23 protein-coding genes and 1 riboswitch are annotated in these 23339 nt (G+C 52.3%); of the genes, 12 read left to right on the top strand and 11 right to left on the bottom strand.

The genetic code is table 11. The annotated features are described in order from the left end of the window. The first annotated feature begins 362 nt into the window (after positions 1–362). The 4 genes from SK34_RS23325 (at position 363) to rlmA (ending at position 3566) form a co-directional block, all read left to right on the top strand. Complete coding sequence (locus SK34_RS23325) at positions 363–506, top strand: DUF2627 domain-containing protein (protein WP_003034983.1); 144 nt, start codon at positions 363–365, stop codon at positions 504–506. A gap of 12 nt (positions 507–518) precedes the next feature. After that, positions 519–728, top strand: coding sequence for a transcription antiterminator/RNA stability regulator CspE (cspE, locus tag SK34_RS01855; RefSeq protein ID WP_001062678.1), 210 nt, complete (start codon positions 519–521; stop codon positions 726–728). Positions 729–947: 219 nt separating this feature from the next. Then, positions 948–2693, top strand: coding sequence for a peptidoglycan glycosyltransferase FtsI (gene ftsI, locus SK34_RS01850; RefSeq protein WP_003021017.1), 1746 nt, complete (start codon positions 948–950; stop codon positions 2691–2693). Between the two features lie 63 nt (positions 2694–2756). Beyond that, a complete protein-coding gene (rlmA, locus tag SK34_RS01845; RefSeq protein ID WP_003841628.1) occupies positions 2757–3566 on the top strand; it encodes a 23S rRNA (guanine(745)-N(1))-methyltransferase in 810 nt (269 codons plus the stop codon). Here the strand turns inward: rlmA and mntP are convergent. The 5 genes from mntP to manX all read right to left on the bottom strand — a co-directional run bounded on the left by mntP (position 3563) and on the right by manX (position 7766). After that, the gene (gene mntP / locus SK34_RS01840) at positions 3563–4129 is read right to left on the bottom strand and encodes a manganese efflux pump MntP (RefSeq protein WP_003021013.1); all 567 of its coding nucleotides are present in this window, start codon (positions 4127–4129) and stop codon (positions 3563–3565) included. The two genes, rlmA and mntP, sit on opposite strands and share 4 nt — an antisense overlap. 130 nt (positions 4130–4259) lie before the next feature. After that, positions 4260–4364, bottom strand: a riboswitch (yybP-ykoY riboswitch). Between the two features lie 197 nt (positions 4365–4561). Then, entirely contained in the window at positions 4562–5020 is a 459-nt protein-coding gene (locus SK34_RS01835; protein ID WP_003021010.1) for a DUF986 family protein, read from the bottom strand. A 60-nt stretch (positions 5021–5080) separates the two neighbouring features. Next, entirely contained in the window at positions 5081–5932 is an 852-nt protein-coding gene (locus SK34_RS01830; protein WP_008322630.1) for a PTS mannose transporter subunit IID, read from the bottom strand. Between the two features lie 12 nt (positions 5933–5944). Further along, a complete protein-coding gene (locus SK34_RS01825; RefSeq protein ID WP_003021004.1) occupies positions 5945–6745 on the bottom strand; it encodes a PTS mannose/fructose/sorbose transporter subunit IIC in 801 nt (266 codons plus the stop codon). Between the two features lie 58 nt (positions 6746–6803). Further along, the gene (gene manX, locus SK34_RS01820; RefSeq protein WP_003841624.1) at positions 6804–7766 is read right to left on the bottom strand and encodes a PTS mannose transporter subunit IIAB; all 963 of its coding nucleotides are present in this window, start codon (positions 7764–7766) and stop codon (positions 6804–6806) included. A 262-nt stretch (positions 7767–8028) separates the two neighbouring features. On the opposite strand from manX, the gene SK34_RS25145 reads away from it, so the two are divergent. Then, the gene (locus SK34_RS25145) at positions 8029–8238 is read left to right on the top strand and encodes a protein YoaL (protein WP_008785027.1); all 210 of its coding nucleotides are present in this window, start codon (positions 8029–8031) and stop codon (positions 8236–8238) included. Further along, a complete protein-coding gene (gene yoaE / locus SK34_RS01815; RefSeq protein ID WP_003844070.1) occupies positions 8226–9785 on the top strand; it encodes a CNNM family cation transport protein YoaE in 1560 nt (519 codons plus the stop codon). Before SK34_RS25145 ends, yoaE begins: the two co-directional genes overlap by 13 nt. Positions 9786–9791: 6 nt before the next feature. On the opposite strand, the gene SK34_RS01810 is transcribed toward yoaE, so the two are convergent. The 4 genes from SK34_RS01810 to pabB form a co-directional block, all read right to left on the bottom strand. After that, the gene (locus SK34_RS01810; RefSeq protein ID WP_048232219.1) at positions 9792–11393 is read right to left on the bottom strand and encodes an EAL domain-containing protein; all 1602 of its coding nucleotides are present in this window, start codon (positions 11391–11393) and stop codon (positions 9792–9794) included. Between the two features lie 130 nt (positions 11394–11523). Then, positions 11524–12888 (bottom strand): L-serine ammonia-lyase, encoded by a 1365-nt coding sequence (gene sdaA, locus SK34_RS01805; RefSeq protein ID WP_003020994.1) that lies wholly within the window; start codon positions 12886–12888, stop codon positions 11524–11526. Between the two features lie 183 nt (positions 12889–13071). Beyond that, entirely contained in the window at positions 13072–13650 is a 579-nt protein-coding gene (locus SK34_RS01800; protein WP_003020991.1) for a CoA pyrophosphatase, read from the bottom strand. A 3-nt stretch (positions 13651–13653) separates the two neighbouring features. Beyond that, entirely contained in the window at positions 13654–15015 is a 1362-nt protein-coding gene (pabB, locus tag SK34_RS01795; protein ID WP_044700240.1) for an aminodeoxychorismate synthase component 1, read from the bottom strand. An 83-nt stretch (positions 15016–15098) separates the two neighbouring features. On the opposite strand from pabB, the gene SK34_RS01790 reads away from it, so the two are divergent. Beyond that, a complete protein-coding gene (locus SK34_RS01790) occupies positions 15099–15278 on the top strand; it encodes a YoaH family protein (RefSeq protein WP_003020986.1) in 180 nt (59 codons plus the stop codon). 6 nt (positions 15279–15284) lie between these two features. Here the strand turns inward: SK34_RS01790 and SK34_RS01785 are convergent, their stop codons facing one another. Beyond that, entirely contained in the window at positions 15285–15629 is a 345-nt protein-coding gene (locus SK34_RS01785) for a RidA family protein (protein WP_003020984.1), read from the bottom strand. Positions 15630–15769: 140 nt separating this feature from the next. On the opposite strand from SK34_RS01785, the gene SK34_RS01780 reads away from it, so the two are divergent. The 5 genes from SK34_RS01780 (at position 15770) to rnd (ending at position 22203) form a co-directional block, all read left to right on the top strand. After that, positions 15770–17680: a DNA repair helicase YoaA gene (locus SK34_RS01780; protein WP_048232217.1), complete on the top strand. Its 1911-nt coding sequence runs from the start codon at positions 15770–15772 to the stop codon at positions 17678–17680. A 58-nt stretch (positions 17681–17738) separates the two neighbouring features. Further along, positions 17739–18434, top strand: a complete 696-nt coding sequence (gene tsaB / locus SK34_RS01775; RefSeq protein ID WP_046671124.1) for a tRNA (adenosine(37)-N6)-threonylcarbamoyltransferase complex dimerization subunit type 1 TsaB — start codon at positions 17739–17741, stop codon at positions 18432–18434. Positions 18435–18528: 94 nt separating this feature from the next. Further along, positions 18529–19113 carry a Slp family lipoprotein gene (locus SK34_RS01770; RefSeq protein WP_003020975.1) on the top strand — a complete coding sequence of 195 codons (585 nt, stop codon included), beginning with the start codon at positions 18529–18531 and terminating at the stop codon, positions 19111–19113. A 204-nt stretch (positions 19114–19317) separates the two neighbouring features. Beyond that, positions 19318–21003 (top strand): long-chain-fatty-acid--CoA ligase FadD, encoded by a 1686-nt coding sequence (gene fadD, locus SK34_RS01765; RefSeq protein WP_141401078.1) that lies wholly within the window; start codon positions 19318–19320, stop codon positions 21001–21003. A gap of 84 nt (positions 21004–21087) precedes the next feature. Continuing rightward, the gene (gene rnd / locus SK34_RS01760; protein WP_008322612.1) at positions 21088–22203 is read left to right on the top strand and encodes a ribonuclease D; all 1116 of its coding nucleotides are present in this window, start codon (positions 21088–21090) and stop codon (positions 22201–22203) included. 50 nt (positions 22204–22253) lie between these two features. Here the strand turns inward: rnd and SK34_RS01755 are convergent, their stop codons facing one another. Beyond that, complete coding sequence (locus SK34_RS01755) at positions 22254–23339, bottom strand: tartrate dehydrogenase (RefSeq protein ID WP_032949464.1); 1086 nt, start codon at positions 23337–23339, stop codon at positions 22254–22256.

Raw genomic sequence — 23339 nt, 5'->3', positions numbered from 1 at the left:
TGTCATCATTCTTTCATTATTTTGGTGCAAAAGCAGAAGGCAGATCTCATTTTTACGCTTGTGACATTTTATGCATTACTAAGCATAAAAAATGATATTCGGCACACCCTGTAACAGCTAATCTGGAACAACCGAAGCTATTGAGCTATGGTAGAAATGTCCCGGCTATGGTGCAAGCCTGGCGGGGGATGGGGCGAGCGGCGGGAATATAACACTACTCAGTGTGGCGCATAACTGTGCAGTTGCTGTTTGATGAACGACAGGATTTGTGCGACCGATCGAGACACGTTTAAAAATGGCTTGCCATTATTAACGTTGTATGTGATAACACGTTTTGGGTTAAACGAGGTACAGTTCTGTTTATGTGTGGCATTTTCAGTAAAGAAGTCCTGAGTAAACACGTTGACGTTGAATACCGCTTCTCTGCCGAACCTTATATTAGTGCCTCAAGCAGTAATGTCTCAGTTTTATCTATGTTATGCCTGCGGGCGAAGAAAATACTCTAAGGAATTTTGCAAATGGCAAAGATTAAAGGTCAAGTTAAGTGGTTCAACGAGTCTAAAGGTTTTGGTTTCATTACTCCGGCTGATGGCAGCAAAGACGTGTTCGTACACTTCTCCGCTATCCAGGGTAACGGCTTCAAAACTCTGGCTGAAGGCCAGAACGTTGAGTTCGAAATTCAGGACGGCCAGAAAGGTCCGGCTGCTGTTAACGTAACAGCTATCTGATCGACACCACTGATTTGAAGCGCATATGCGCAACCATCTCAGATATAAAGCCTCGCCTATGCGGGGCTTTTTAATTCAAAATACGTCTAAATATTTCTAAATGCCCTCCCATTAGCGCTTTGTTGCAAAGGCGTGATGTTCGTAGCATAGTTTTCCCCGCTTTCTTACGACATTTCTCGTTAAATCAGACACCTGAAAAACTATCTTGCTGGAGTTCAGGTGAAAAAGAAAAACGACGGCGACGCGCGCAATTTTACTCCCGTACGTTTTGCCCTGCTTTGTGTGGCAATATTATTGAGTCTGGGATTGCTGCTGGGTCGGGTTGCATGGCTGCAAATTGTCACGCCGACAAGTCTGGTGAAACAGGAAGACATGCGTTCATTACGTGAGGTAACTATTGCCTCGCCGCGCGGGATGATTACCGACAGAGAAGGGCGACCGCTGGCGGTAAGTGTTCCGGTTAACGCCGTATGGGCCGATCCTAAGACCATCATCAGCAAGGGAGGCGTGGGTTATAACGAACGGTGGCAGGCTCTGGCAAGGGCTCTGCATCTGTCACTGAGTACGCTGGCGGAACGCGTTAACAGTAATCCTGGCGGACGTTTTATTTACCTGGCACGACAAATTTCCCCTCAGCAGGCTGAGTGGGTCGATGATCTTAATCTCCCGGGCATTAACCTGCGCGAGGAATCCCGCCGGTTCTATCCTGCAGGCCACGTAGCGGCGAATCTCATAGGTTTTACCAACATTGATGGACAAGGCATTGAAGGGCTGGAAAAAAGCTTTAATAACCAGTTGATGGGTAAACCTGGCTCCCGTCTGGTACGTAAAGACAAATTTGGCCATGTAATCGAGAATATCACCGAAGTCACGCCTGTTCCTGCACACCAATTACAGCTCAGCATCGATGAGCGCCTGCAGACGGTCACCGAAGATGCGTTGGACAATGCCGTTACGTGGAATAAAGCGGAATCAGGAGCCGCAGTGCTGGTCAACATTGCTACCGGTGAAATACTGTCCATGGCGAGCTTTCCTGACTTCAACCCCAATAACCGTGAGGGCGCGGTACTGGATGATTTTCGTAACCGTGCAATAAGCGATACGTTTGAACCCGGTTCAACCGTTAAACCGCTGGTGATCATGACTGCGCTCCAGCAGGGGATAGTACAACCGGACAGCGTGATTGATACCCATCCTTTTTACCTTGATGGACATCGCATTCGCGACGTCGGATTTTACCCGGAGCTGTCGTTGACCGGAATTTTGCAGAAATCGAGCGATACCGGCGTGTCGCACCTTTCACTGGCTATGCCTGTTCAAAAGTTGCTGGATACCTATAAGAGCTTTGGTTTTGGCGATCCAACCGGACTGGGATTAACCGGTGAAAGTAGCGGTTTAATGCCTCAACGCCGCTACTGGAGCGATTTGGATCGCGCGACCTTTGCATTCGGCTATGGATTAATGGTAACGCCGCTGCAGTTGGCGCACGTATATGCAACCATTGGTAGTTTTGGTATCTATCGACCCCTTTCGATTACCCGTATTGACCCGCCGGTAATCGGTACCAGAGTGATGCCGGAGGCGCTGGTTCACCAGGTTGAACATATGATGGAAAGCGTCGCGTTACCCGGTGGTGGGGGAACTAAAGCCGCGGTCAGAGATTATCGCGTGGCGGTTAAAACAGGAACGGCAAAGAAAATTGGTGATGACGGTAAGTATGTCGATAAATACGTGGCCTACACGGCAGGCGTTGCGCCAGCGAGCGACCCGAAATTTGCACTGGTGGTCGTCATCAATAATCCGCAAAACGGTGCTTATTATGGTGGGGCTGTCTCTGCGCCTGTCTTCAGCCAGATAATGGGTGATGTCCTGCGTCTGGAGAACGTTAAACCGGATGGTATGCCTGCCGACTCTGATCATCTGCTGGTGATGCACGGCAGCAACGTATCCTCGCCGTCGCTGTAAGTTATTTTCCCAGGGCGCAATTCGCGTTACACTTGCGCCCTTAAGTCACCTGCCGGAGTTGTCATGTCGTTTTCCTGTCCTCTTTGCCACCAGCCTCTTACTCAAGCGAATAACAGTTTTGTCTGCCCCGGGCGGCACCAGTTTGACGTGGCGAAAGAAGGGTATGTCAACTTACTGCCGGTTCAGCATAAGCGGTCGCGCGATCCGGGTGATAGCGCTGAAATGATGCAAGCCAGACGGGCATTTCTTGATGCTGGGCACTATCAACCGTTGCGTGATGCGATTGTGAATGTGCTTAAAGAAAAGTCGAATTCAGAAGATGCAGCGATCCTGGATATTGGCTGTGGGGAAGGGTATTACACCCATGCGTTTGCCGACGCGCTGGCGGGCTGTACAACCTTTGGTCTTGACGTATCCAAAGTGGCAATTAAAGCCGCAGCCAGACGCTATCCGCAGGTGATCTTTTGCGTTGCCTCCAGCCATCGTCTGCCGTTCGCAGACGAGTCAATGGATGCCATCATCCGGATCTATGCGCCCTGTAAAGCGCAAGAGCTGGCTCGCGTGGTTAAACCGGGTGGATGGGTGATCACCGCCACGCCGGGACCACGCCATTTAATGGAACTGAAAGGGCTGATTTATGATGAGGTGCGTTTGCATGCGCCCCATACTGAGCAACTGGACGGTTTTGTTCTGCAACAGAGCATTGCGCTGGGATATCAGATGCAGCTTCAGGGCAGCGAGGCCGTTGCGTTACTGCAAATGACGCCGTTCGCCTGGCGGGCAAAGCCGGAAGTGTGGGAAACGTTAGCGGGGAAAACGACGTTTGACTGCCAGACCGACTTTAGTATTCATGTCTGGCAGCGTCTGAATTAACCGTGGAAGTGTGCCCAGAGGATCTGGGCACCGATACCAATCAGCACCACCCCACCCAAAATTTCAGCTCGTTTGCCCAGCATTGGGCCAATGAAACGACCAATCATCATGCCGAGCGTGGACATAATCAATGTGGCGCAGCCGATGGCCAGCGCTGTGGCAATAATGTTGACCTGCAGGAAAGCCAGACCCACCCCGACGGCCATTGCGTCGAGACTGGTGGCAATGGCGGTGGTAACCAGCAGCCAGAAACCGTGGCGGCGCTGCGGTTCTTCCTCTTCATCGCCGTTGTCGCGAAAACCTTCGATTATCATTCGTCCGCCTAAAAAAATCAGCAGAATGAAGGCGATCCAATGGTTCCACTCCAACACGAATTTGCTGGCCAGCATCCCCATGCCCCAGCCAATCAGTGGCGTAAGCGTTTCAACTGCGCCGAATATCAGTCCGGTGCGCAATGCTTCAGAAAATTTGGGTTTATGCAGGGTGGCGCCTTTGCCAATTGATGCGGCGAAAGCATCCATCGACATGCCGAAAGCGAGAAGAACGGTAGCGGTGAGATTCATAACAGCGTCCTGACCGGGGTATCCATAAAACACATCACTGCCCCCAGTAACCATGCATACAGGCTGGAATCACTGTAAATACAGCGCCATTCAAATATGCATTGCAGTTGATGTGCCTATGGTCTCGCCTGACTGAACCTGTAAGTTCAGTCCGTACGTGCCACGTTTTTCAACGAGTATGTTGACACGTACATTTCCGGAGTCTGGAAATCGGCTACTCCCCAACGACGGGCGCAACCTTAACATATTTTGAGAATATAAAACAAGAAACGCAGAAATAATATTTGACTTCTAGTTGAAAACGATTTTCATTTAGATTTATTTATAAATAAAACGTTAAAATAAATAACATTGAGGACAGTGAAATATAGCCTTGGCTATGTTTGTTTTTACACTGATATATAAAAACATAGTTCAGGCTATATTTGTAAGCTATTGATTTGAAATTAATAGTTTATATATTCTCTCAAGATCGTCTATATTTCGTACACGAATCAACAATCTTCGATGTTCTAATTGCATCACCAATACACCGTCTTCAGATAAATTCATCTCTTTAATGCGGTTATATTCAATCCAGACGTTGGCGAAGAAAAAGCCTTTCTGCTTGAAGATGATTTTTGGCGTACGGATCCAGAACAGATACAAACCCATCAATACCAGTGCACATAATAACCATGTGGTAAATTGCGCGCCGTGGCTGGTGATGTTGTTGTAGATAAGAATAGCTACCAGGCCAAGGAAGATAACGCTGTCGACTCTGCTGCGGGGAAGCAGGGCGACAGTAAGCAGAGTAGGGCCATTACGGCGGGGCATGATGAACTGATCGTAAATGGCATACGCCAGCAGCGAAAAGATAAATAGAACCAGCACCAGGTCCGTGATAGTCATGAATCCTCAACCCTCTAAATAGAAAAACCGGGGGCAAGCCCCCGGTGATGTACAACAGTTTTACAGGCCGAGCAGTCCGACAGCGTAGCCCGCGATACCGATGACGAAGAAGCCAACGATGATCCACAGCGGATTCACTTTCTTACGCAGCAGCCACATACAGGCGAATGTCAGCAGCAGAGGAACCAGACCCGGCATCAGCTGGTCAAGGATAGTCTGCACAGTGGTAACACGAGTCTGACCATCCTGACCGGTGATAGTAGAAACCACCAGTGGAATATTTACGTGCGTCCACTTGTTAACCAATGCCCCCATGACAAACAGGCCGAGGATTGACGCCCCCTCAGTCAGTTTCTGCAGGAAGCCGCCGCCCATATCTTTAACGATATCGACACCTTTACGGTAGCCATATGCCACACCGTAATAACGGGTTGCCAGACGAACCAGGTTAAACAGAACGAAGAACAGCAATGGCCCCAGCAGGCTGCCGCTCATCGCGATACCTGCGCCGAGCGCGGCGAATACTGGGCGAACGGTACCCCAGAAAATCGGGTCGCCGACGCCTGCCAGCGGACCCATCAGACCAACTTTGATACCGTTGATGGCACCATCGTCAATCTCTGCGCCGTTTGCACGCTGTTCTTCCATCGCCAGCGTAACGCCCAGTACTGGAGCCGCTACGTACGGATGGGTGTTAAAGAATTCCAGATGACGCTTAATCGCTTGCTTACGTGCGTCGTTGTTTTCCGGGTACAAGCGGCGGATAGCCGGCACCATGGAGAAACAGAAACCCAGCGCCTGCATACGTTCGAAGTTCCATGAACCCTGAAACAGGTTAGAACGAATGAACACGCCACGAATGTCACTCGGAGTGAGTTTTTTCTCGGTGGTAGTTTTAGTCATATCAACCATTTCGCTCACCTGCTAGTCCAGTTCGTTATCGAGATCGTTATTGCCAGCCGCCGCAGCAGGTGCACCGGCTACGCGGTTATATTTCGGGCTCAGCTGAATGTAGAGGATCGCCATTACTGCGCCAATCACACCCAGAGCAACCAGGTTGAAGTTAGTAAATGCCGCGGTGACGAAGCCGAGGTAGAAGAATGGCATCAGGTAGCCTGCGCGCATCATGTTGATGACCATCGCATAACCAACCACCACGATCATACCGCCTGCGATGTTCAGACCGCCGGTCACGACTTCCGGAATGGCGTTAAGCATGCTCTGAACTTCACTGGTACCAACAGAAATCGCTACGATTACCGCTGGGATAGCGATACGCATAGCCTGCAGGAACAGAGAGGATACATGCAGCCAGGAGAGTGCCGTCAGGTTACCGTTTTCGGCCGCCTTATCCGCTGCGTGCTGGAATGCTACGGTGATAGTACGAACGATAATGGTCAGTACCTGGCCTGCGGCTGCCAGTGGGATAGCCAGCGCGATACCGGCACCAATGCTTTGGTGACCTGCGATAACCAGAACGGTAGAGATAATTGAGGCCAGTGCCGCATCTGGTGCAACCGCAGCACCGATGTTCATCCAGCCCAGGGCGATCATTTCCAGGGTACCACCGATGATAATACCGGTTTTCATGTCCCCGAGAACGGCACCAATCAGCGTACAGGCCACCAACGGGCGGTGGAACTGAAATTCATCGAGTACCGACTCCATACCCGCGATACATGCGACGATGAACACCAGCACAATCTGAAGAGTGGTAATCTCCATTGTACTTCTCCTATTGCTATACAGACTTAAGTGTGAAAACTAAGTAAATGCCAGGGAATTATTTCACCTTGGCAATCAAATCCATCATTTTCAGTTTCTGATCGGTAGAAACCTTACGTGCCTCAAGCTCAATACCGCGTTCGTTGAGTTTCTTGAAGGCTTCGATGTCTTTGTCATCGACAGAAATTGCGTTGTTTACCTGCGTTTTACCCTGACGGAAAGCCATACCGCCAATGTTTACGGAGGTAATTTTCACACCACCTTCAACGATACGTTCTACGTCGGTTGGGTTGGTGAACAACAGCATCACACGCTCACCTGCATATTTAGGGTTGTTGTAGACGCGGATCATTTTCGCGACATCAACCACATGCGCTGTCACACCCGGAGGTGCTACCTGAGTCAGCAGCGTTTTACGCACGGTATCGGCGGCAACTTCATCACTGACGACGATAATGCGTGTTACGTTGGTTTCTTTGGTCCAGCGAGTTGCCACCTGACCATGGATTAAACGGTCATCAATACGCGCCAGGCCGATCTGCATATAATCGTTCGGACCCATCGGTTTGGCGGGAGCTGCTGCTTTGGGTGCTGCTACTGGGGCAGGAGCGGCTTTCTCAACCGGTTTGGCTTTCAGCGCTTTCACGCCTTCGCTACCAGTTTCAACGGCCAGTGCCACTAATTCATCAAAGCTTGGGTTGTCATCACGCGCCATGAAGGTTTCAACCAGCATGGGAATGTTCACACCGGCGATAACTTCGTAATGCTCTTTATCGACGACAATGCGGCTTGCAGCGTTAAACGGGCTGCCTCCCCATGTGTCAACGAGAAACAGCACGCCTTTACTGGTATCGAGTTTTGCCAACTGAGCGTTGTACTTTTCGATCAGCGTTTCGGCATTTTCGCCTGGAACGAAATCTATCCAGCCGACATTTTCCTGCTCGCCTAACAGCATTTCTGCCGTCTTAAGTAACTGCTCTGCAGCCCAACCATGTGTGCCTATTACAATAGCAATGGTCACTTGCTACCTCCTTTATTATCGTTAACACATCAACGTGAAGATGTATTTGAATCGTCGTCCGCAATCGAATCGATTCAGATAAGGGTTACAAAGAAAAACCTATGATTTTCGTGAATTATTTTAGATATCGAAAAAAATATTTTATGTGATGAAGATCCGTAATTTAACTTCCGATTAAAAGAAATTTCGAAGGGTAAAATATCTCCGAAACAACTTATTGCAAAGGAAGGTAAATCTTTGCTAAAAACCGCTTCTCTCTGTTATGTTTAGCATCTGTTTAATTACTCAGGAGTATAGGGCAGTAGCCCACCATATGGATCGTCACCGACGTCATTTCACCTTCAGGCCGTATCAAGCCTGTCAGATTGGCACTTTTTGCCACAAATTTTCTCTGCATATCGCTTTAACGCCTGAGATCCTCAGCGCGCAGTTTGGTCATTCCTTAAGCAGGAGCTTGTCATGGAATTATTAATGGACCCGCAGATTTGGGTGGGTTTGCTCACGCTTGTCGTTCTTGAAATTGTTCTGGGTATTGATAACCTGGTCTTCATTGCGATCCTGGCTGATAAGCTGCCGCCGAAACAGCGAGATAAAGCGCGTTTAATCGGTTTGTCACTGGCACTGATTATGCGTCTGGGCCTGTTGTCCGTGATTTCGTGGATGGTGACGCTGACAAAGCCGCTGTTCACGGTAATGGACTATGCGTTCTCGGGGCGCGATCTGATTATGCTGCTGGGGGGTATCTTCCTCTTGTTCAAGGCTACGACAGAGCTGCATGAGCGGCTGGAAAACCGTGAACATGATACCGGGCAGACGAAAGGGTATGCGAGCTTTTGGGTTGTCGTAACGCAGATTGTCATCCTCGATGCAGTGTTCTCGCTGGATGCTGTGATTACGGCGGTCGGTATGGTCAACCATCTGCCAGTGATGATGGCGGCAGTAGTGATTGCCATGGCCGTGATGCTGTTGGCCTCTAAGCCGTTGACCCGATTTGTGAACCAACACCCGACGGTGGTGGTGCTGTGTCTGAGCTTCCTGTTGATGATTGGTCTGAGTCTGGTTGCCGAAGGGTTTGGCTTCCACATTCCGAAAGGCTATCTGTATGCGGCGATTGGTTTCTCAATCATCATTGAGCTGTTTAACCAGATTGCCCGTCGTAACTTTATTCGTCACCAGTCGACGCTGCCATTGCGTGCGCGTACTGCCGATGCGATTCTCCGTCTGATGGGCGGTAAACGTCAGGCCAGCGTGCAGATGGAATCCGACAATCCGGTACCGGTTCCCGTCCCGGAAGGCGCATTTGTAGAAGAAGAACGCTATATGATCAACGGCGTCCTCTCTTTGGCGTCGCGTTCATTACGCGGCATTATGACGCCTCGTGGGGAGATTAGCTGGGTTGATGCAGACCTGAGCGTGGAGGAAATTCGCGAGCAGTTGCTTTCGTCACCTCATAGCCTGTTCCCGGTATGTCGTGGTGAACTGGATGAAATCATCGGTATCGTGCGTGCTAAAGAGCTGCTGGTGGCGCTGGAAGACGGTGTGGATGTGGCGGCGATTGCCTCTGCTTCTCCGGCTATTGTTGTTCCGGAAACGCTGGACCCGATCAATCTGTTAGGCGTTCTGCGTCGTGCCCGCGGTAGCTTCGTTATCGTCACAAACGAGTTTGGCGTAGTACAGGGTCTGGTCACGCCGCTGGATGTATTAGAAGCCATCGCCGGTGAATTCCCTGATGCCGATGAAACGCCTGAAATTATAGCTGATGCAGGCGGTTGGTTGGTCAAAGGCGGTACCGATCTGCATGCGTTGCAACAGGCGCTGGACGTGGATACGTTAGTGAATGAAGACGAAGACATCGCTACGGTGGCAGGTTTAGTCATTGCGGCTAACGGCCATATTCCTCGTGTAGGTGATGTTATCGAGGTCGCACCGCTGAGCATTACGATTGTCGAAGCGAATGACTATCGTGTGGATTTGGTTCGCATTGTTAAAGAACAACCCGCTCACGACGAAGACGAGTAACCGGGTTTAGCGAAACGGCATGACGGGCATACTGTGTCTCCCGTTATGCCGGGTGGGCGGCGGCGTGCTGCCCGCCAGCCATTTTGGAAAATCGCGCAGCGGCATTGGCTTGGCATACAGAAAACCTTGCAATAAATGTACGCCGTGTCGGCGCAAATGCTGAGCTTGCGCCTGTGTTTCAACGCCTTCCGCCACCAGTTCGATATTCAATTTTTTCCCCAAAGCGATAATGATGTCTGTGACGGTTGAGTTCACGGCGTCTGTTCCTATTGCCGAAGTAAATGATTTATCGATCTTCAACACATCCGGGCGGAGCTTTTCCAGCCAGGAGAGCGAGCTATTGCCGGTACCGAAATCATCAATCGCCAGTTTTACGCCAAGCCGATTTAATTCGCGTACGACCCGATAATCCACATCCAGTAACGCATCGCGTTCGGTCAGTTCGATAACCAATTGCTGGATTGGGTGCTGGCTGAACCAGTACTGATTAAGATCTTTTAGCAACGTGCCATTACGAAAATGGCTGGCGGCGACATTAATCCCAATATGAAACTGGCTGCTCATCGGGAAAACGTGTCGTTGCTGAATGGTTTCTGCGATGACATGGCGGGTAAGCGGTACAATCAGGTTGTGCTTCTCAGCGATGGGAATAAACACTTCCGGAGAGATCCAACCCTGGCGTGGGTTATTCCAGCGTAAAAGGATTTCCACGCCCATGCATTGCTGGGTTTGCGCATTAAGCAGCGGCTGGCAAAATAGTTCGAATTCCCGAGCAGCAAGGGCCAGATTAATCTCCCATGAGAAACTCATTCTGCTGGCGGTAGCCAGCCATGCCAGATAACCCACTAATAAACTTAGGATCACCGCCAGCGGCAGCTGTGTTGGCAGGTGTTTTACCGCCAACTCACTGGGACCGGGGCCGGTGACACTAATGGTAAACGGGAAATGTTGAGATGAAAGCTGGTAGCGTTTTTCATCATTTAGCTTAGGCAGAGTATCGACAACACCTTGATCATACAGTAGATGCCGATTACCAACGGTTAAGCTGGCATCGGTGATCTGCGGCGGCTGGGGTTCAAGTAACATAGACGACAATAAGTCAATATTGACGATTTCCAGCACGCCATCTTCACCATCGGCAGAGGACGGATACCACTGAGTCAGAATCGGACTGCCTTTAATCAACGAATGGTCGGTAGACAGCAACAGTTGCGGTTCCCTGCTGGGTAATTCGGGCTGCAGTTGACTAATGGGAACATTACGATAACCAAAAATGCTGGAGCAATAGAGGATCCCGCTTTGAATCAGATTAATAGAACGCACCGTTTGCAACCTTGCGGCATGTTTGCTTAAGGGTAAACGCGCCACTGAGCAGGGGAGGCCAATCAACGGCAGCAATACATCCCGTCCGGTCTGCAAGGGTAAAAGCACGTCATCCAGTTCTTCTACAGCATGGTTGGCAAAGGTGACGATATTTCGGTGATTTAAATTACGCTCCGAAATAAATCGGACAGTTAATGTGAGGATGAGCGTCAGTAGTGCACATACTGTGCAGACGATTAAGCGATTCCGGCGATAATTTTTAATGATCCGTTGTGCTGTTTGCATGCGGGCCGCCCGATAAGCCGTTGGTCACAGAAGCCAACAGCAACAGAGCAAGTGTAGTGGGGAAAATTACAGTAGACGAGGGAGAGGGGGCAAATTCGCCCATCCGTTGCAGATGGGCGAAAATTAAGTATTAGTCACATTGAACTTTGATCGCCAGGCCACCGCGTGACGTTTCGCGGTATTTGGCGTTCATGTCTTTACCCGTTTCGTACATAGTCTCAATGACCTTATCCAGCGAGACGCGCGGCGCGCTAGTACGTCGCATTGCCATACGCGCAGCGTTGATCGCCTTCACTGAGGCAATTGCGTTACGCTCAATGCACGGTACCTGTACCTGACCGGCAACCGGATCGCAGGTTAACCCGAGGTTATGTTCCATGCCAATTTCAGCAGCAACACACACCTGCTCCGGGCTTGCGCCTAACAGTTCAGCCAGACCCGCGGCAGCCATGGAGCAGGCTACGCCCACTTCACCCTGACAACCTACTTCTGCACCAGAGATAGAGGCGTTCATTTTGTACAACGCGCCAATCGCACCGGCCGCCAGGAAATAGCGGGTATAGATATCCGGGCTAACGGACTCGATGAAATGATCGTAATAGGCCAGTACCGCAGGCACGATACCGCAGGCACCGTTGGTTGGCGCTGTCACTACGCGACCGCCCGCGGCGTTTTCTTCGTTAACGGCCAACGCAAACATGTTCACCCAGTCGATCACGTTCATTGGATCGTTAGACAGCTTATCGCTGGAAACCAGCATACGACGCAGGGCTGAAGCTCGGCGAGGAACGCGCAGCGGACCCGGCAACACACCTTCGGTGTTCATGCCACGATCGATACATGCCTGCATGGTTTGCCAGACGTGGCCAAAATACTCTTCAATCTCTTTTTTACTGTGCAGCGCAAGTTCGTTCTGCATTGCCATGCCAGAGAGAGACAGGCCGGTGCTGTTGCAATATTCCAGCATTTCAGTAGCGGATTTGAACGGATAAGGCACGCTGACCTCGCCCGAGGCATCCTGACCAAAATGTTCTTCATCAACGATGAATCCACCGCCGATTGAGTAGTAGGTTTTGCTATAAATGACGGTTTCGCCATTGTACGCATGGATCTGCATTCCGTTTTCATGCAGCGGCAGGTTGCCGTTGTGAAAACGCATCCCGTCATTCTGCGGGAAATCCACTTCGTGCTGACCCTGCGCAAGCAGCAGGCGTCCACGCGTTTCTACGTCGCGGATAAATCCTGGGATGCTATCAATATCCACGGTAGCAGGCTCATTGCCCGCCAGACCCATAATAATGGCGATATCGGTGTGGTGACCTTTACCCGTGAGCGACAGTGAACCATACACGTCGACGGCGACACGAGTAACGCTGTCCAGTAATCCTTTTTCGACCAGGTCATCGACGAACTGTTTACCCGCCTTCATAGGCCCTACGGTATGGGAAGATGAGGGACCAATCCCCACCTTAAACATGTCGAATAGACTAATCACGATAATACTCCTACAGGGCGACTGGGCTTTCCAGTAACGATGTTATAACTGCGCATAGTGTAAGAGGGAACGCGGCGATCGGCTTAACTATTCACATGAATTAAACTAATAGATAACCGCGGTTTTACTAATGTTGTGACCTGAGTTTCAAGTTGTCTATTGTGTGCGTAAAGATAAGTATAGTCAGGGCTTGACGCCAATTTGCAGCGCCAGCTCACGAATTATTCCGGCAGTCATTCCCCAGACGAAATATTGCTCATACCAGGAAAGCCATACGCGATGTGAATCGCCACGACGGTAAATATCCAACGGGTGGTAACGACCTAAATGCAGGGCCTGGGCCAGCGGCATTTCGAACACTGCGGAAACTTCATCTTCACTGGCGCGATACGGCAGATTAGGCGGGATAATGCCTACCACAGGGGTGACCTGGAAACCGGTCACGCTGTCGACAGGCGGCAGAACGCCAATCACTTCTACGCATGAAGGTGGGATCGCCACCTCCTCCTGCGCTTCGCGAAGGGCGGCGGCAATTAACGAGGCATCACTGCTATCCACCGCCCCACCGGGGAATGCGACCTGTCCGGCGTGCTTGCGCAGGTGAACGGAACGCTGGGTTAACAGCAACCCCGGCTGTGGGCGACGCACGACGGGGATCAGTACGGCGGCCTGGCGCTGGTTTAACGCGGCATGATTGACCTGCGGGCGCAGGAGTTGAAAGCGCGATAAAAAATCATCAAGCGTCAGGCTGCTGTATTCCACGTGTCAATTCTCCAGTTGGTGCAAAATGCGATTCACTTTATCAAATGTTTCCTGATATTCAGCGTCTTCCTGACTGTCTGCAACAATACCACCGCCTGCGGAGCAATAAATTTGTCCGTTTGTGGCTGTCAGCGTGCGAATGGTAATGCTGGTATCCATATTGCCGCAAAAGCTCAGATAACCAATGCTGCCGCACCAGGCGTTACGTCTTTGCGGCTCCAGTTCGTCGATAATTTCCATCGCCCGCACTTTCGGCGCGCCGGTAATAGAGCCGCCGGGGAAGGCGGCGCGTAGCAGATCGGTGGCGTATAATGACTCTGGCAGACGTGCGGTAATGGTGCTGACCAAATGATGAACGGCAGGGAACGGTTCGACGATAAACAGCTCCGGAACCTGTACCGAACCCGGTACGGCAACGCGGCCAATATCATTACGCATCAAATCGACGATCATCAGGTTTTCCGCACGATCCTTCGGCGAATTCGCCAGTCGCCGGGCCTGCTCACGATCGGCATCGGTATCTCCAAGCCTCGGTAGCGTGCCTTTAATCGGACGCGTCTGTATGTGCTGGTTTTCCAGCAGAATAAATCGTTCCGGCGAAAGGCTGAGGATTGCACCTTCCTCAAGACGAATAAATGCACTAAACGGGGCGCGGTTGGCGTGATTGAGAGTGACAAATGCCTGCCACTCATCGCCCTGGTAATGCGCCTGAAAACGCTGGGCAAGATTGACCTGGTAACAGTCTCCGCTGTGCAGATAATCCTGCACCTGGCGGAATTTTTCGCCGTACTGAGCACGGCTCATATTAGACTGCCACGCCGAAGTTAATGTAAACGGCTCACGCGTTGGCGGTTGTTGCGCGTCGAGCCATTTCAGGCGAGCCTCGACATCGGTATGGCTGAGCAGCGATACGGTCTGCAACTGGTGATCGACAATCAGTGCCCAGTCGTAAATGCCAACGGCCATATCCGGTAGCGTAATATCGCGCTCTGCAATAGTGGGCAGAGATTCGAAGCGTCGGCCAAGATCGTAGCCAAACAGACCTAACGCACCGCCCTGAAACGGCAGGTCGGGGTGATATTCGGGGTGAATCTTGTGTGCGATTAGTGCGGAATGTAATACCGTCATGGGATCATCAAGCGAGCGCGAGGTTGCGTGCCCGTCCTGCACTACGGTCTCTGTAGCTCGCGTAACAAGCGTGGTGACGGGATCCGCCACCAGAATATCAAAGCGGTTATGCGGATGGTCGGCTTGACCCGAATGCAGCAGCATCGCCCAGGGCAGATGGCTTAATGTCGAAAAATAGCGTTCAGCGGCGTCCTGACGCCAGGGTAATGTGATTACTGCGGGAGATAACGTCTTCATCAGTCCTGACTCGTTGCTACTCTACTGGCTAACTGCCCGGTAGCATGAAATAATTAGCGCAGACAATTTAGCAGGAGTTAACAATGTTTGCAGGTTTACCTTCACTCAGTCATGAGCAGCAGCAAAAAGCGGTAGAGCGTATTCAGGAGCTGATGTCGCAGGGGATGAGCAGCGGACAAGCCATTGCTCTTGTTGCTGAAGAGTTACGCGCCAGTCATACCGGCGAGCGGATCGTGGCGCGTTTTGAAGATGAGGACGAATAACGCCGCTTAAACTGCAGCGATAATCTTAATCTCAACTTTGTATTTCGGGTTCATCAACCCGGCCTGAACGGTACAACGTACCGGCGCGTGACCCGCAACAACCCACGCGTCCCAGGCTTTGTTCATGGCGGCAAAATCGTTTTTGTCTGCCAAAAACAGGGTGGCATCAAGAATACGTGACTTGTTGCTGCCTTGTTTTTCCAGCACCGCATCAATTTGCGCCAGCGTATTTGCCGTTTGCTCAAAAGCGTCTGCATCCAGATTTTCCGGCACGCCAGTGTAATACAGCGTGTTGTTGTGGATAACCACGTCGGACCAACGCGCTTCGGCATCAATGCGCACAATCGTCATAAATCATTCCTCATTTACGTGTTTTCAAATGGCTTTGGGTTGCGCCAAGACTGCCATAATGTTGTGCCCACGTCACCTCTTCAACTGGCGAAAGAGCTGCTGGCCTGACATAATCCCTGTTCAAATGAACAGGGGGCAGTGTGACGGACGATTTTGCAGCAGACGGTCAGTTGGCTAAAGCAATACCGGGTTTTAAACCGCGAGAACCACAGCGGCAGATGGCCATCGCCGTCAGTTATGCCATCGAAAAATCACAACCGTTGGTGGTAGAAGCCGGAACCGGGACGGGTAAAACCTATGCTTATCTTGCCCCAGCGCTGCGTGCCGGAAAGAAGGTCATTGTCTCCACGGGCTCGAAGGCGTTGCAGGATCAGCTATACAGCCGCGATCTCCCGACCGTCGCTAAGGCACTAAAGTTCACCGGTAAACTGGCGCTGCTGAAAGGGCGTTCAAACTATCTGTGCCTTGAACGTCTCGAACAGCAGGCGCTGGCGGGTGGTGACTTGCCGGTACAAACGTTAAGCGACGTCATCCTGCTGCGCTCCTGGTCAAATCAAACCCTTGATGGGGACATCAGCACCTGCGTCAGCGTGGCGGAGGACTCTCAGGCCTGGCCGTTGGTCACCAGCACTAATGACAACTGTCTGGGCAGCGACTGCCCGCTATATAAAGAGTGTTTTGTCGTGAAAGCGCGTAAAAAAGCGATGGATGCAGATGTTGTCGTGGTTAACCACCATCTGTTTCTCGCTGATATGGTGGTAAAAGAAAGCGGGTTTGGCGAATTGATCCCGGAAGCTGATGTAATGATCTTCGATGAAGCGCATCAGCTACCGGATATCGCCAGCCAGTACTTTGGTCAATCGCTCTCCAGTCGCCAGCTGTTAGACCTGGCGAAAGACATCACCATTGCCTATCGCACCGAGCTGAAAGACACTCAGCAGTTGCAAAAGTGCGCCGATCGCCTTGCACAAAGCGCTCAGGACTTCCGCTTGCAACTTGGTGAGCCGGGCTATCGCGGAAACCTGCGGGAACTGCTGGTCGACCAGCGCGTACAGCGCGCGTTTTTGCTGCTCGATGACACGCTGGAGCTATGTTATGACGTGGCGAAGCTGTCTCTTGGGCGTTCGGCATTGCTGGATGCCGCGTTTGAACGCGCCACACTTTACCGTGCGCGCCTGAAGCGTCTGAAAGAGATCAACCAGCCAGGCTTCAGCTACTGGTATGAATGCACCTCTCGCCATTTCACTCTCGCGCTGACGCCGCTCACTGTGGCGGATAAATTCAAAGAAGTGATGGAGCAAAAGCCGGGCTGCTGGATTTTTACTTCCGCGACGCTGTCAGTAAACGATGACCTTCATCATTTCACCGCGAGGTTGGGGATTGAAGATGCCGAGTCGATGTTATTGCCGAGTCCATTTGATTACACGCGCCAGGCGCTGCTGTGCGTGCCGCGTAATCTCCCGCAAACCAACCAGCCGGGGGCTGCGCGCCAGTTAGCATCCATGCTGCGACCTATTATTGAAGCGAACAACGGTCGCTGCTTTATGCTGTGCACTTCGCACGCGATGATGCGCGATCTGGCGGAACAATTCCGCGCCACCATGACGCTTCCCGTTCTGCTGCAGGGCGAAACCAGTAAAGGGCAACTGTTACAGCAGTTTGTCAGCGCAGGTAATGCGCTACTGGTTGCCACCAGCAGCTTCTGGGAAGGCGTGGACGTGCGCGGTGATACGCTGTCGCTGGTGATAATCGACAAACTTCCGTTTACCTCGCCGGACGACCCGCTGTTAAAAGCCCGAATGGAGGATTGTCGACTGCGCGGCGGCGATCCGTTTGAAGACGTCCAGTTGCCGGATGCGGTCATCACCCTGAAGCAGGGGGTAGGGCGTCTGATACGTGATGCCGACGATCGCGGCGTGCTGGTGATTTGCGACAATCGTCTGGTTATGCGGCCATACGGCGCCACCTTCCTGGCGAGTCTTCCTCCTGCGCCGCGGACGCGTGACATAGCTCGCGCGGTTCGCTTTCTTGCCATACCAACGACTGAGTAATTTGTTACGGAGTGTGGTAAGATGCGCGCCAAATTTATTGATCTGATCACAAACACCCATGCGAATTCTGGCTATCGATACCGCCACAGAGGCGTGCTCTGTTGCCCTGTGGAATGACGGTACTATCAAGGCTCACTTTGAGCTTTGCCCACGAGAACACACCCAACGAATTTTACCGATGGTTCAGGAAATCCTGGCCGCTGGCGATCTCACGTTAACCGATATCGACGCCCTGGCGTTTGGTCGCGGTCCCGGCAGTTTCACCGGCGTACGTATCGGTATTGGCATTGCTCAGGGGCTGGCGTTAGGCGCAAACTTACCGATGATCGGCGTCTCCACCCTGGCGACCATGGCGCAGGGCGCCTGGCGTAAGTCGGGCGCGACTCGTGTACTGGCGGCGATTGATGCGCGAATGGGCGAAGTCTACTGGGCCGAATACCAGCGTGATGACAACGGCAACTGGCACGGTGAAGAAACCGAAGCGGTGTTAACCCCCGAGCAGGTACATGAGCGTTTACTGCAGCTTTCTGGCGAGTGGGTAACTGTTGGGACGGGATGGCCAGCCTGGCCTGAGCTTGGTAAAGACAGCGGTCTGACGTTCAGCGATGGTGACGTGCTGCTTCCTGCGGCTGAAGATATGCTGCCTGTCGCCACGCAAATGCTGGCTGCGGGTAAGACCGTAGCGGTCGAACACGCGGAACCGGTTTATTTACGTAACACCGTGGCGTGGAAGAAACTTCCCGGTAAAGAATGAATCTTAGTAGTACATCCCCGGTTAATTTTCATAGACGTCGGTGCACAGTATTGTGAACAGGCCGGGGCAGAAGCTAAGAAAAGGGAGTCGCAATATGGCGGTGCAAAAGCAGTTATTGAAAGGTGTGTTGGCGGGGGCCTTGGCGTTAATGCTTAGCGGCTGCGTCACCATCCCGGATGCGATTAAAGGTTCGAGCCCGATGCCGCAGCAGGATCTGGTGCGGGTGATGAATGCGCCGCAGCTGTATGTCGGACAGGAAGCGCGTTTTGGTGGCAAAGTGGTGGATATTCAGAACCAGCAGGGAAAATCCCGTCTGGAAATTGCCACCGTTCCGCTCGATAGCGGTGCGCGTCCAGTGCTGGGTGAAGCCTCTCGCGGGCGTATATATGCTGATGTAAATGGCTTCCTCGACCCGGTGGACTTTCGCGGGCAACTGGTCACCGTCGTCGGCCCGATTAGCGGTACGGTGGACGGAAAAATAGGTAATACGCCGTATAAATTCATGCTGATGCAGGTAACCGGTTATAAACGCTGGCATATTACTCAGCAGATTGTCATGCCGCCTCAGCCTATCGACCCCTGGTTCTACGGTGCGCGTGGCTGGCCTTACGGTGGCTATGGTGGATGGGGCTGGTACAATCCCGGCCCGGCACAGGTTCAGACCATAGTAACAGAGTAACTCTTTGTTTTATTGGTAAAAGAAACAGCGGCCCGTCCGCTGTTTCTGCATTAACGTGGATATAAGAAAAATAAATAGTGACGTGCTTCGCAACCTTGTCGTTGCGTAATAAACAAACTGGTACGCTGAGTTAATATTATGTTAACAGTTTGTTTATTGCCTGGGGTTGTGATGACGACGAATACGCATTTTAGAGGTGATGTATTGAAAAAGGTTTGGCTTAACCGTTATCCCGCTGGTGTTCCTGCGGAGATCAATCCTGACCGTTATCAATCCCTGGTGGAACTCTTTGAACACTCAGTAAGACGGTATGCCGATCAGCCCGCGTTTGTAAACATGGGGGAGGTGATGACCTTCCGCAAGCTTGAAGAGCGTAGTCGTGCGTTTGCCGCTTATTTGCAACAGGGGCTCGGGCTGAAAAAGGGCGATCGCGTCGCGCTGATGATGCCGAATCTGCTGCAATATCCGGTCGCACTGTTTGGGATTTTACGTGCCGGCATGATCGTCGTGAACGTAAACCCGCTGTACACGCCTCGCGAGCTGGAACATCAGCTCAACGATAGCGGCGCGTCGGCGATTGTCATCGTATCTAACTTTGCCCACACGCTGGAAAAAGTAGTCGACAAAACGTCTGTGCAACACGTGATCCTGACGCGTATGGGCGATCAGCTGTCCACCGCCAAAGGGACGCTGGTTAACTTCGTCGTCAAGTATATCAAGCGTCTGGTGCCGAAATATCACCTGCCGGATGCCATCTCGTTTCGCAGTGCGCTGCAAAACGGTTATCGCATGCAGTATGTGAAGCCCGAAGTCGTGTCGGAAGATTTGGCGTTCCTGCAATATACTGGCGGGACAACCGGCGTGGCGAAAGGCGCGATGCTTACACACCGCAACATGCTGGCTAACCTGGAGCAGGTTAACGCCACCTATGGCCCGTTGCTGCATCCGGGTAAAGAGCTGGTGGTAACGGCCCTACCGCTGTATCACATTTTTGCGCTAACGATGAACTGCCTGCTGTTTATTGAGCTAGGTGGTCAAAACCTGCTGATTACTAACCCGCGTGATATTCCGGGGCTGGTAAAAGAGCTGGCGAAGTATCCATTTACCGCGATGACCGGCGTCAATACGCTGTTTAACGCGCTGCTGAATAACAAAGAGTTCCAGCAACTGGATTTCTCTTCACTCCACCTCTCGGCAGGCGGCGGAATGCCGGTTCAACAGGCGGTAGCTGAACGTTGGGTGAAGCTGACAGGTCAGTATCTGCTGGAAGGCTACGGCCTGACGGAGTGCGCGCCGTTGGTAAGCGTCAATCCTCACGATATCGACTACCACAGCGGCAGTATCGGGTTACCGGTGCCTTCCACCGAGGTCAAGCTGGTGGACGACGACGACAACGAAGTGCCGCCGGGAGAACCGGGGGAGCTCTGCGTGAAAGGCCCGCAGGTGATGCTGGGCTACTGGCAGCGACCAGACGCCACTGACGAAATCGTCAAAGACGGCTGGCTGCACACCGGCGATATTGCAGTGATGGATGATGAAGGCTTCCTGCGTATTGTCGATCGTAAGAAGGACATGATCCTCGTGTCCGGCTTTAACGTCTATCCGAACGAAATTGAAGACGTGGTTATGCAACATCCTGGCGTGCACGAAGTGGCTGCGGTTGGTGTTCCGTCCGGCAGCAGCGGTGAAGCGGTGAAAATTTTCGTGGTGAAGAAAGACGCCTCGTTAACCGATGAAGCGCTGGTCACTTTCTGTCGTCGTCACCTGACGGGCTATAAAGTACCGAAGCTGGTGGAGTTTCGCGATGAGTTGCCGAAATCTAACGTCGGTAAAATTTTGCGACGAGAATTACGTGACGAAGCGCGCGCCAAGGTGGACAATAAAGGCTGAGCGTTAAGTCAGCCAGCAGAAAACGCCGGGTAATCCGGCGTTTTTTTTGGCGCAAACCTAAGAGAGCACGATTTGAATTATCAAATGATCACCACGGACGACGCGTTGGCCACGCTGTGCGAAGCCGTCCGTGAATTTCCGGCGATAGCCCTGGATACAGAATTTGTTCGCACGCGTACCTATTATCCGCAGTTGGGGCTGATCCAGCTGTTTGATGGCAAACACGTTGCTCTGATTGATCCGCAGGGGATCACCGACTGGTCGCCGCTGCGCGATATTCTGCGTGATACTGCCATCACCAAATTCCTACATGCAGGTAGCGAAGATCTGGAAGTGTTTCTCAACACTTTTGGCGAACTGCCGCAGCCGTTGATTGATACACAAATTCTGGCTGCTTTTTGCGGTCGTCCGCTGTCGTGGGGCTTTGCCGCGATGGTGGAAGAGTTTACGGGCGTGGCGCTCGACAAAAGCGAGTCGCGTACCGACTGGCTGGCCAGACCGCTGACCGAGCGTCAGTGTGAGTACGCGGCGGCTGATGTCTGGTATCTATTACCGATCACCACAAAACTGATGGTCGAAACTGAAGCCAGCGGCTGGCTGCCAGCCGCACTGGACGAATGTCGCTTAATGCAGCAGCGTCGCCAGGAGGTTCTGGCACCTGAAGACGCATGGCGCGACATCACCAACGCCTGGCAACTGCGTACCCGTCAGTTGGCCTGCCTGCAACTGCTTGCCGACTGGCGACTGCGTAAAGCTCGTGAGCGCGATCTGGCGGTGAACTTTGTGGTGCGTGAAGAACACCTGTGGTCGGTCGCTCGTTATATGCCAGGGAGTCTGGGTGAGCTGGATAGTCTGGGACTTTCCGGCAGTGAAATTCGCTTCCACGGCAAGACGCTGATCTCCCTGGTAGAGAAGGCACAGGCCTTACCGGAAGAGTCGCTGCCGCAGCCGCTGCTGAATTTGATGGATATGCCAGGCTATCGCAAGGCGTTCAAAGCCATTAAGACGCTGGTTACTGAAGTGAGTGCGGAACATAATCTTAGCGTCGAGCTGCTTGCTTCGCGTCGTCAGATTAACCAGTTGCTCAACTGGCACTGGAAATTAAAGCCGCAGCAGTCCCTGCCGGAACTGATTTCCGGTTGGCGTGGCGAGTTGATGGCAGAACGACTCAACGCGCTCCTGCAGGAATACCCACAGTAGAAAACCTAAAAAAACGGGAGCTGGCGCTCCCGTTTTTAATCGGATTTGAGTTAGCGACACAGTGCCTGACGAATGGCTTCACCTACCTGTTGGGTGGTGGCGCAGCCTTTCATATCTGGCGTTTTCGGGCCGCTGGCAATGACCTGCTCAATTGCCGCCAGAATACCGTCGTGGGCGGCTTTATAGTTGGCATCACCGTTGCCAAGGAAGTCGAGCATCATGGCTCCAGCCCAGATAGTCGCTATAGGGTTGGCGATATTCTGACCGTAGATATCCGGGGCCGAACCGTGTACCGGCTCGAACAGGGACGGGAAGGTGCGTTCCGGATTTAAGTTGGCAGAAGGCGCAATGCCAATCGTTCCGGTACAGGCTGGACCGAGATCGGAGAGGATGTCACCAAACAGGTTGGAAGCAACCACGACGTCAAATCGCTCAGGCTGCATGACAAAGCGGGCGCACAGAATATCAATATGCTGTTTATCCCAGCGGATCTCAGGATAGTGTGACGCCATCGCTTCGACGCGTTCATCCCAGTAGGGCATGCTGATGGCCAGCCCATTGGATTTGGTCGCCGAAGTCAACGTTTTGCGTGGGCGACTTTGTGCCAGTTCAAAGGCAAAACGCAAAATTCGGTCGACGCCACGGCGGGTGAAGACCGACTCCTGGATCACCATCTCGTGTTCAGTACCTTCGCTCACGCGTCCGCCGAGGGCAGAGTATTCTCCCTCGGTGTTTTCGCGTACGACGTAGAAATCAATGTCGCCAGGCTGCTTGCCAACCAGTGGGCAAGGAACTCCCGGAAACAGGCGCACCGGTCGCAGGTTGACGTACTGGTCAAATTCGCGGCGAAACTTAAGCAGCGAACCCCATAATGAGATGTGGTCAGGCACGGTGTCCGGCCAGCCAACCGCGCCAAAATAGATAGCATCGAAGGATTGCAACTGCTCATGCCAGTCATCGGGCATCATTTTGCCGTGATGGGCGTAGTATTCGCAGCTGGCCCATTCCATTTGCTCAAAGCTGAGCGACAACCCCCAACGCTCGGCGGCTGCCTGCAAAACATGAATGCCCTCAGGCAGGACTTCTTTACCAATGCCATCTCCGGGGATAGCGGCGATACGCCAGGTTTTCTTCAT

The organism is Citrobacter sp. MGH104 (assembly GCF_001034485.1).
GTDB classification, from domain to species: Bacteria; Pseudomonadota; Gammaproteobacteria; order Enterobacterales; family Enterobacteriaceae; genus Citrobacter; species Citrobacter freundii.
Note: the sequence above shows the minus strand (reverse complement) of the source record. Positions and strands in the feature narration are given on the sequence as shown.

Bases quoted from the DNA above. Each gene is read 5' to 3' on its own strand.
- SK34_RS23325 (WP_003034983.1), top strand. From the start codon at position 363: ATGTGTGGCATTTTCAGTAAAGAAGTCCTGAGTAAACACGTTGACGTT.
- cspE (WP_001062678.1), top strand. From the start codon at position 519: ATGGCAAAGATTAAAGGTCAAGTTAAGTGGTTCAACGAGTCTAAAGGT.
- rlmA (WP_003841628.1), top strand. From the start codon at position 2,757: ATGTCGTTTTCCTGTCCTCTTTGCCACCAGCCTCTTACTCAAGCGAAT.
- mntP (WP_003021013.1), bottom strand. From the start codon at position 4,129: ATGAATCTCACCGCTACCGTTCTTCTCGCTTTCGGCATGTCGATGGAT.
- SK34_RS01835 (WP_003021010.1), bottom strand. From the start codon at position 5,020: ATGACTATCACGGACCTGGTGCTGGTTCTATTTATCTTTTCGCTGCTG.
- SK34_RS01830 (WP_008322630.1), bottom strand. From the start codon at position 5,932: ATGGTTGATATGACTAAAACTACCACCGAGAAAAAACTCACTCCGAGT.
- SK34_RS01825 (WP_003021004.1), bottom strand. From the start codon at position 6,745: ATGGAGATTACCACTCTTCAGATTGTGCTGGTGTTCATCGTCGCATGT.
- SK34_RS25145 (WP_008785027.1), top strand. From the start codon at position 8,029: ATGTTTAGCATCTGTTTAATTACTCAGGAGTATAGGGCAGTAGCCCAC.
- yoaE (WP_003844070.1), top strand. From the start codon at position 8,226: ATGGAATTATTAATGGACCCGCAGATTTGGGTGGGTTTGCTCACGCTT.
- SK34_RS01810 (WP_048232219.1), bottom strand. From the start codon at position 11,393: ATGCAAACAGCACAACGGATCATTAAAAATTATCGCCGGAATCGCTTA.
- pabB (WP_044700240.1), bottom strand. From the start codon at position 15,015: ATGAAGACGTTATCTCCCGCAGTAATCACATTACCCTGGCGTCAGGAC.
- SK34_RS01790 (WP_003020986.1), top strand. From the start codon at position 15,099: ATGTTTGCAGGTTTACCTTCACTCAGTCATGAGCAGCAGCAAAAAGCG.
- SK34_RS01785 (WP_003020984.1), bottom strand. From the start codon at position 15,629: ATGACGATTGTGCGCATTGATGCCGAAGCGCGTTGGTCCGACGTGGTT.
- tsaB (WP_046671124.1), top strand. From the start codon at position 17,739: ATGCGAATTCTGGCTATCGATACCGCCACAGAGGCGTGCTCTGTTGCC.
- SK34_RS01770 (WP_003020975.1), top strand. From the start codon at position 18,529: ATGGCGGTGCAAAAGCAGTTATTGAAAGGTGTGTTGGCGGGGGCCTTG.
- rnd (WP_008322612.1), top strand. From the start codon at position 21,088: ATGATCACCACGGACGACGCGTTGGCCACGCTGTGCGAAGCCGTCCGT.
- SK34_RS01755 (WP_032949464.1), bottom strand. From the start codon at position 23,339: ATGAAGAAAACCTGGCGTATCGCCGCTATCCCCGGAGATGGCATTGGT.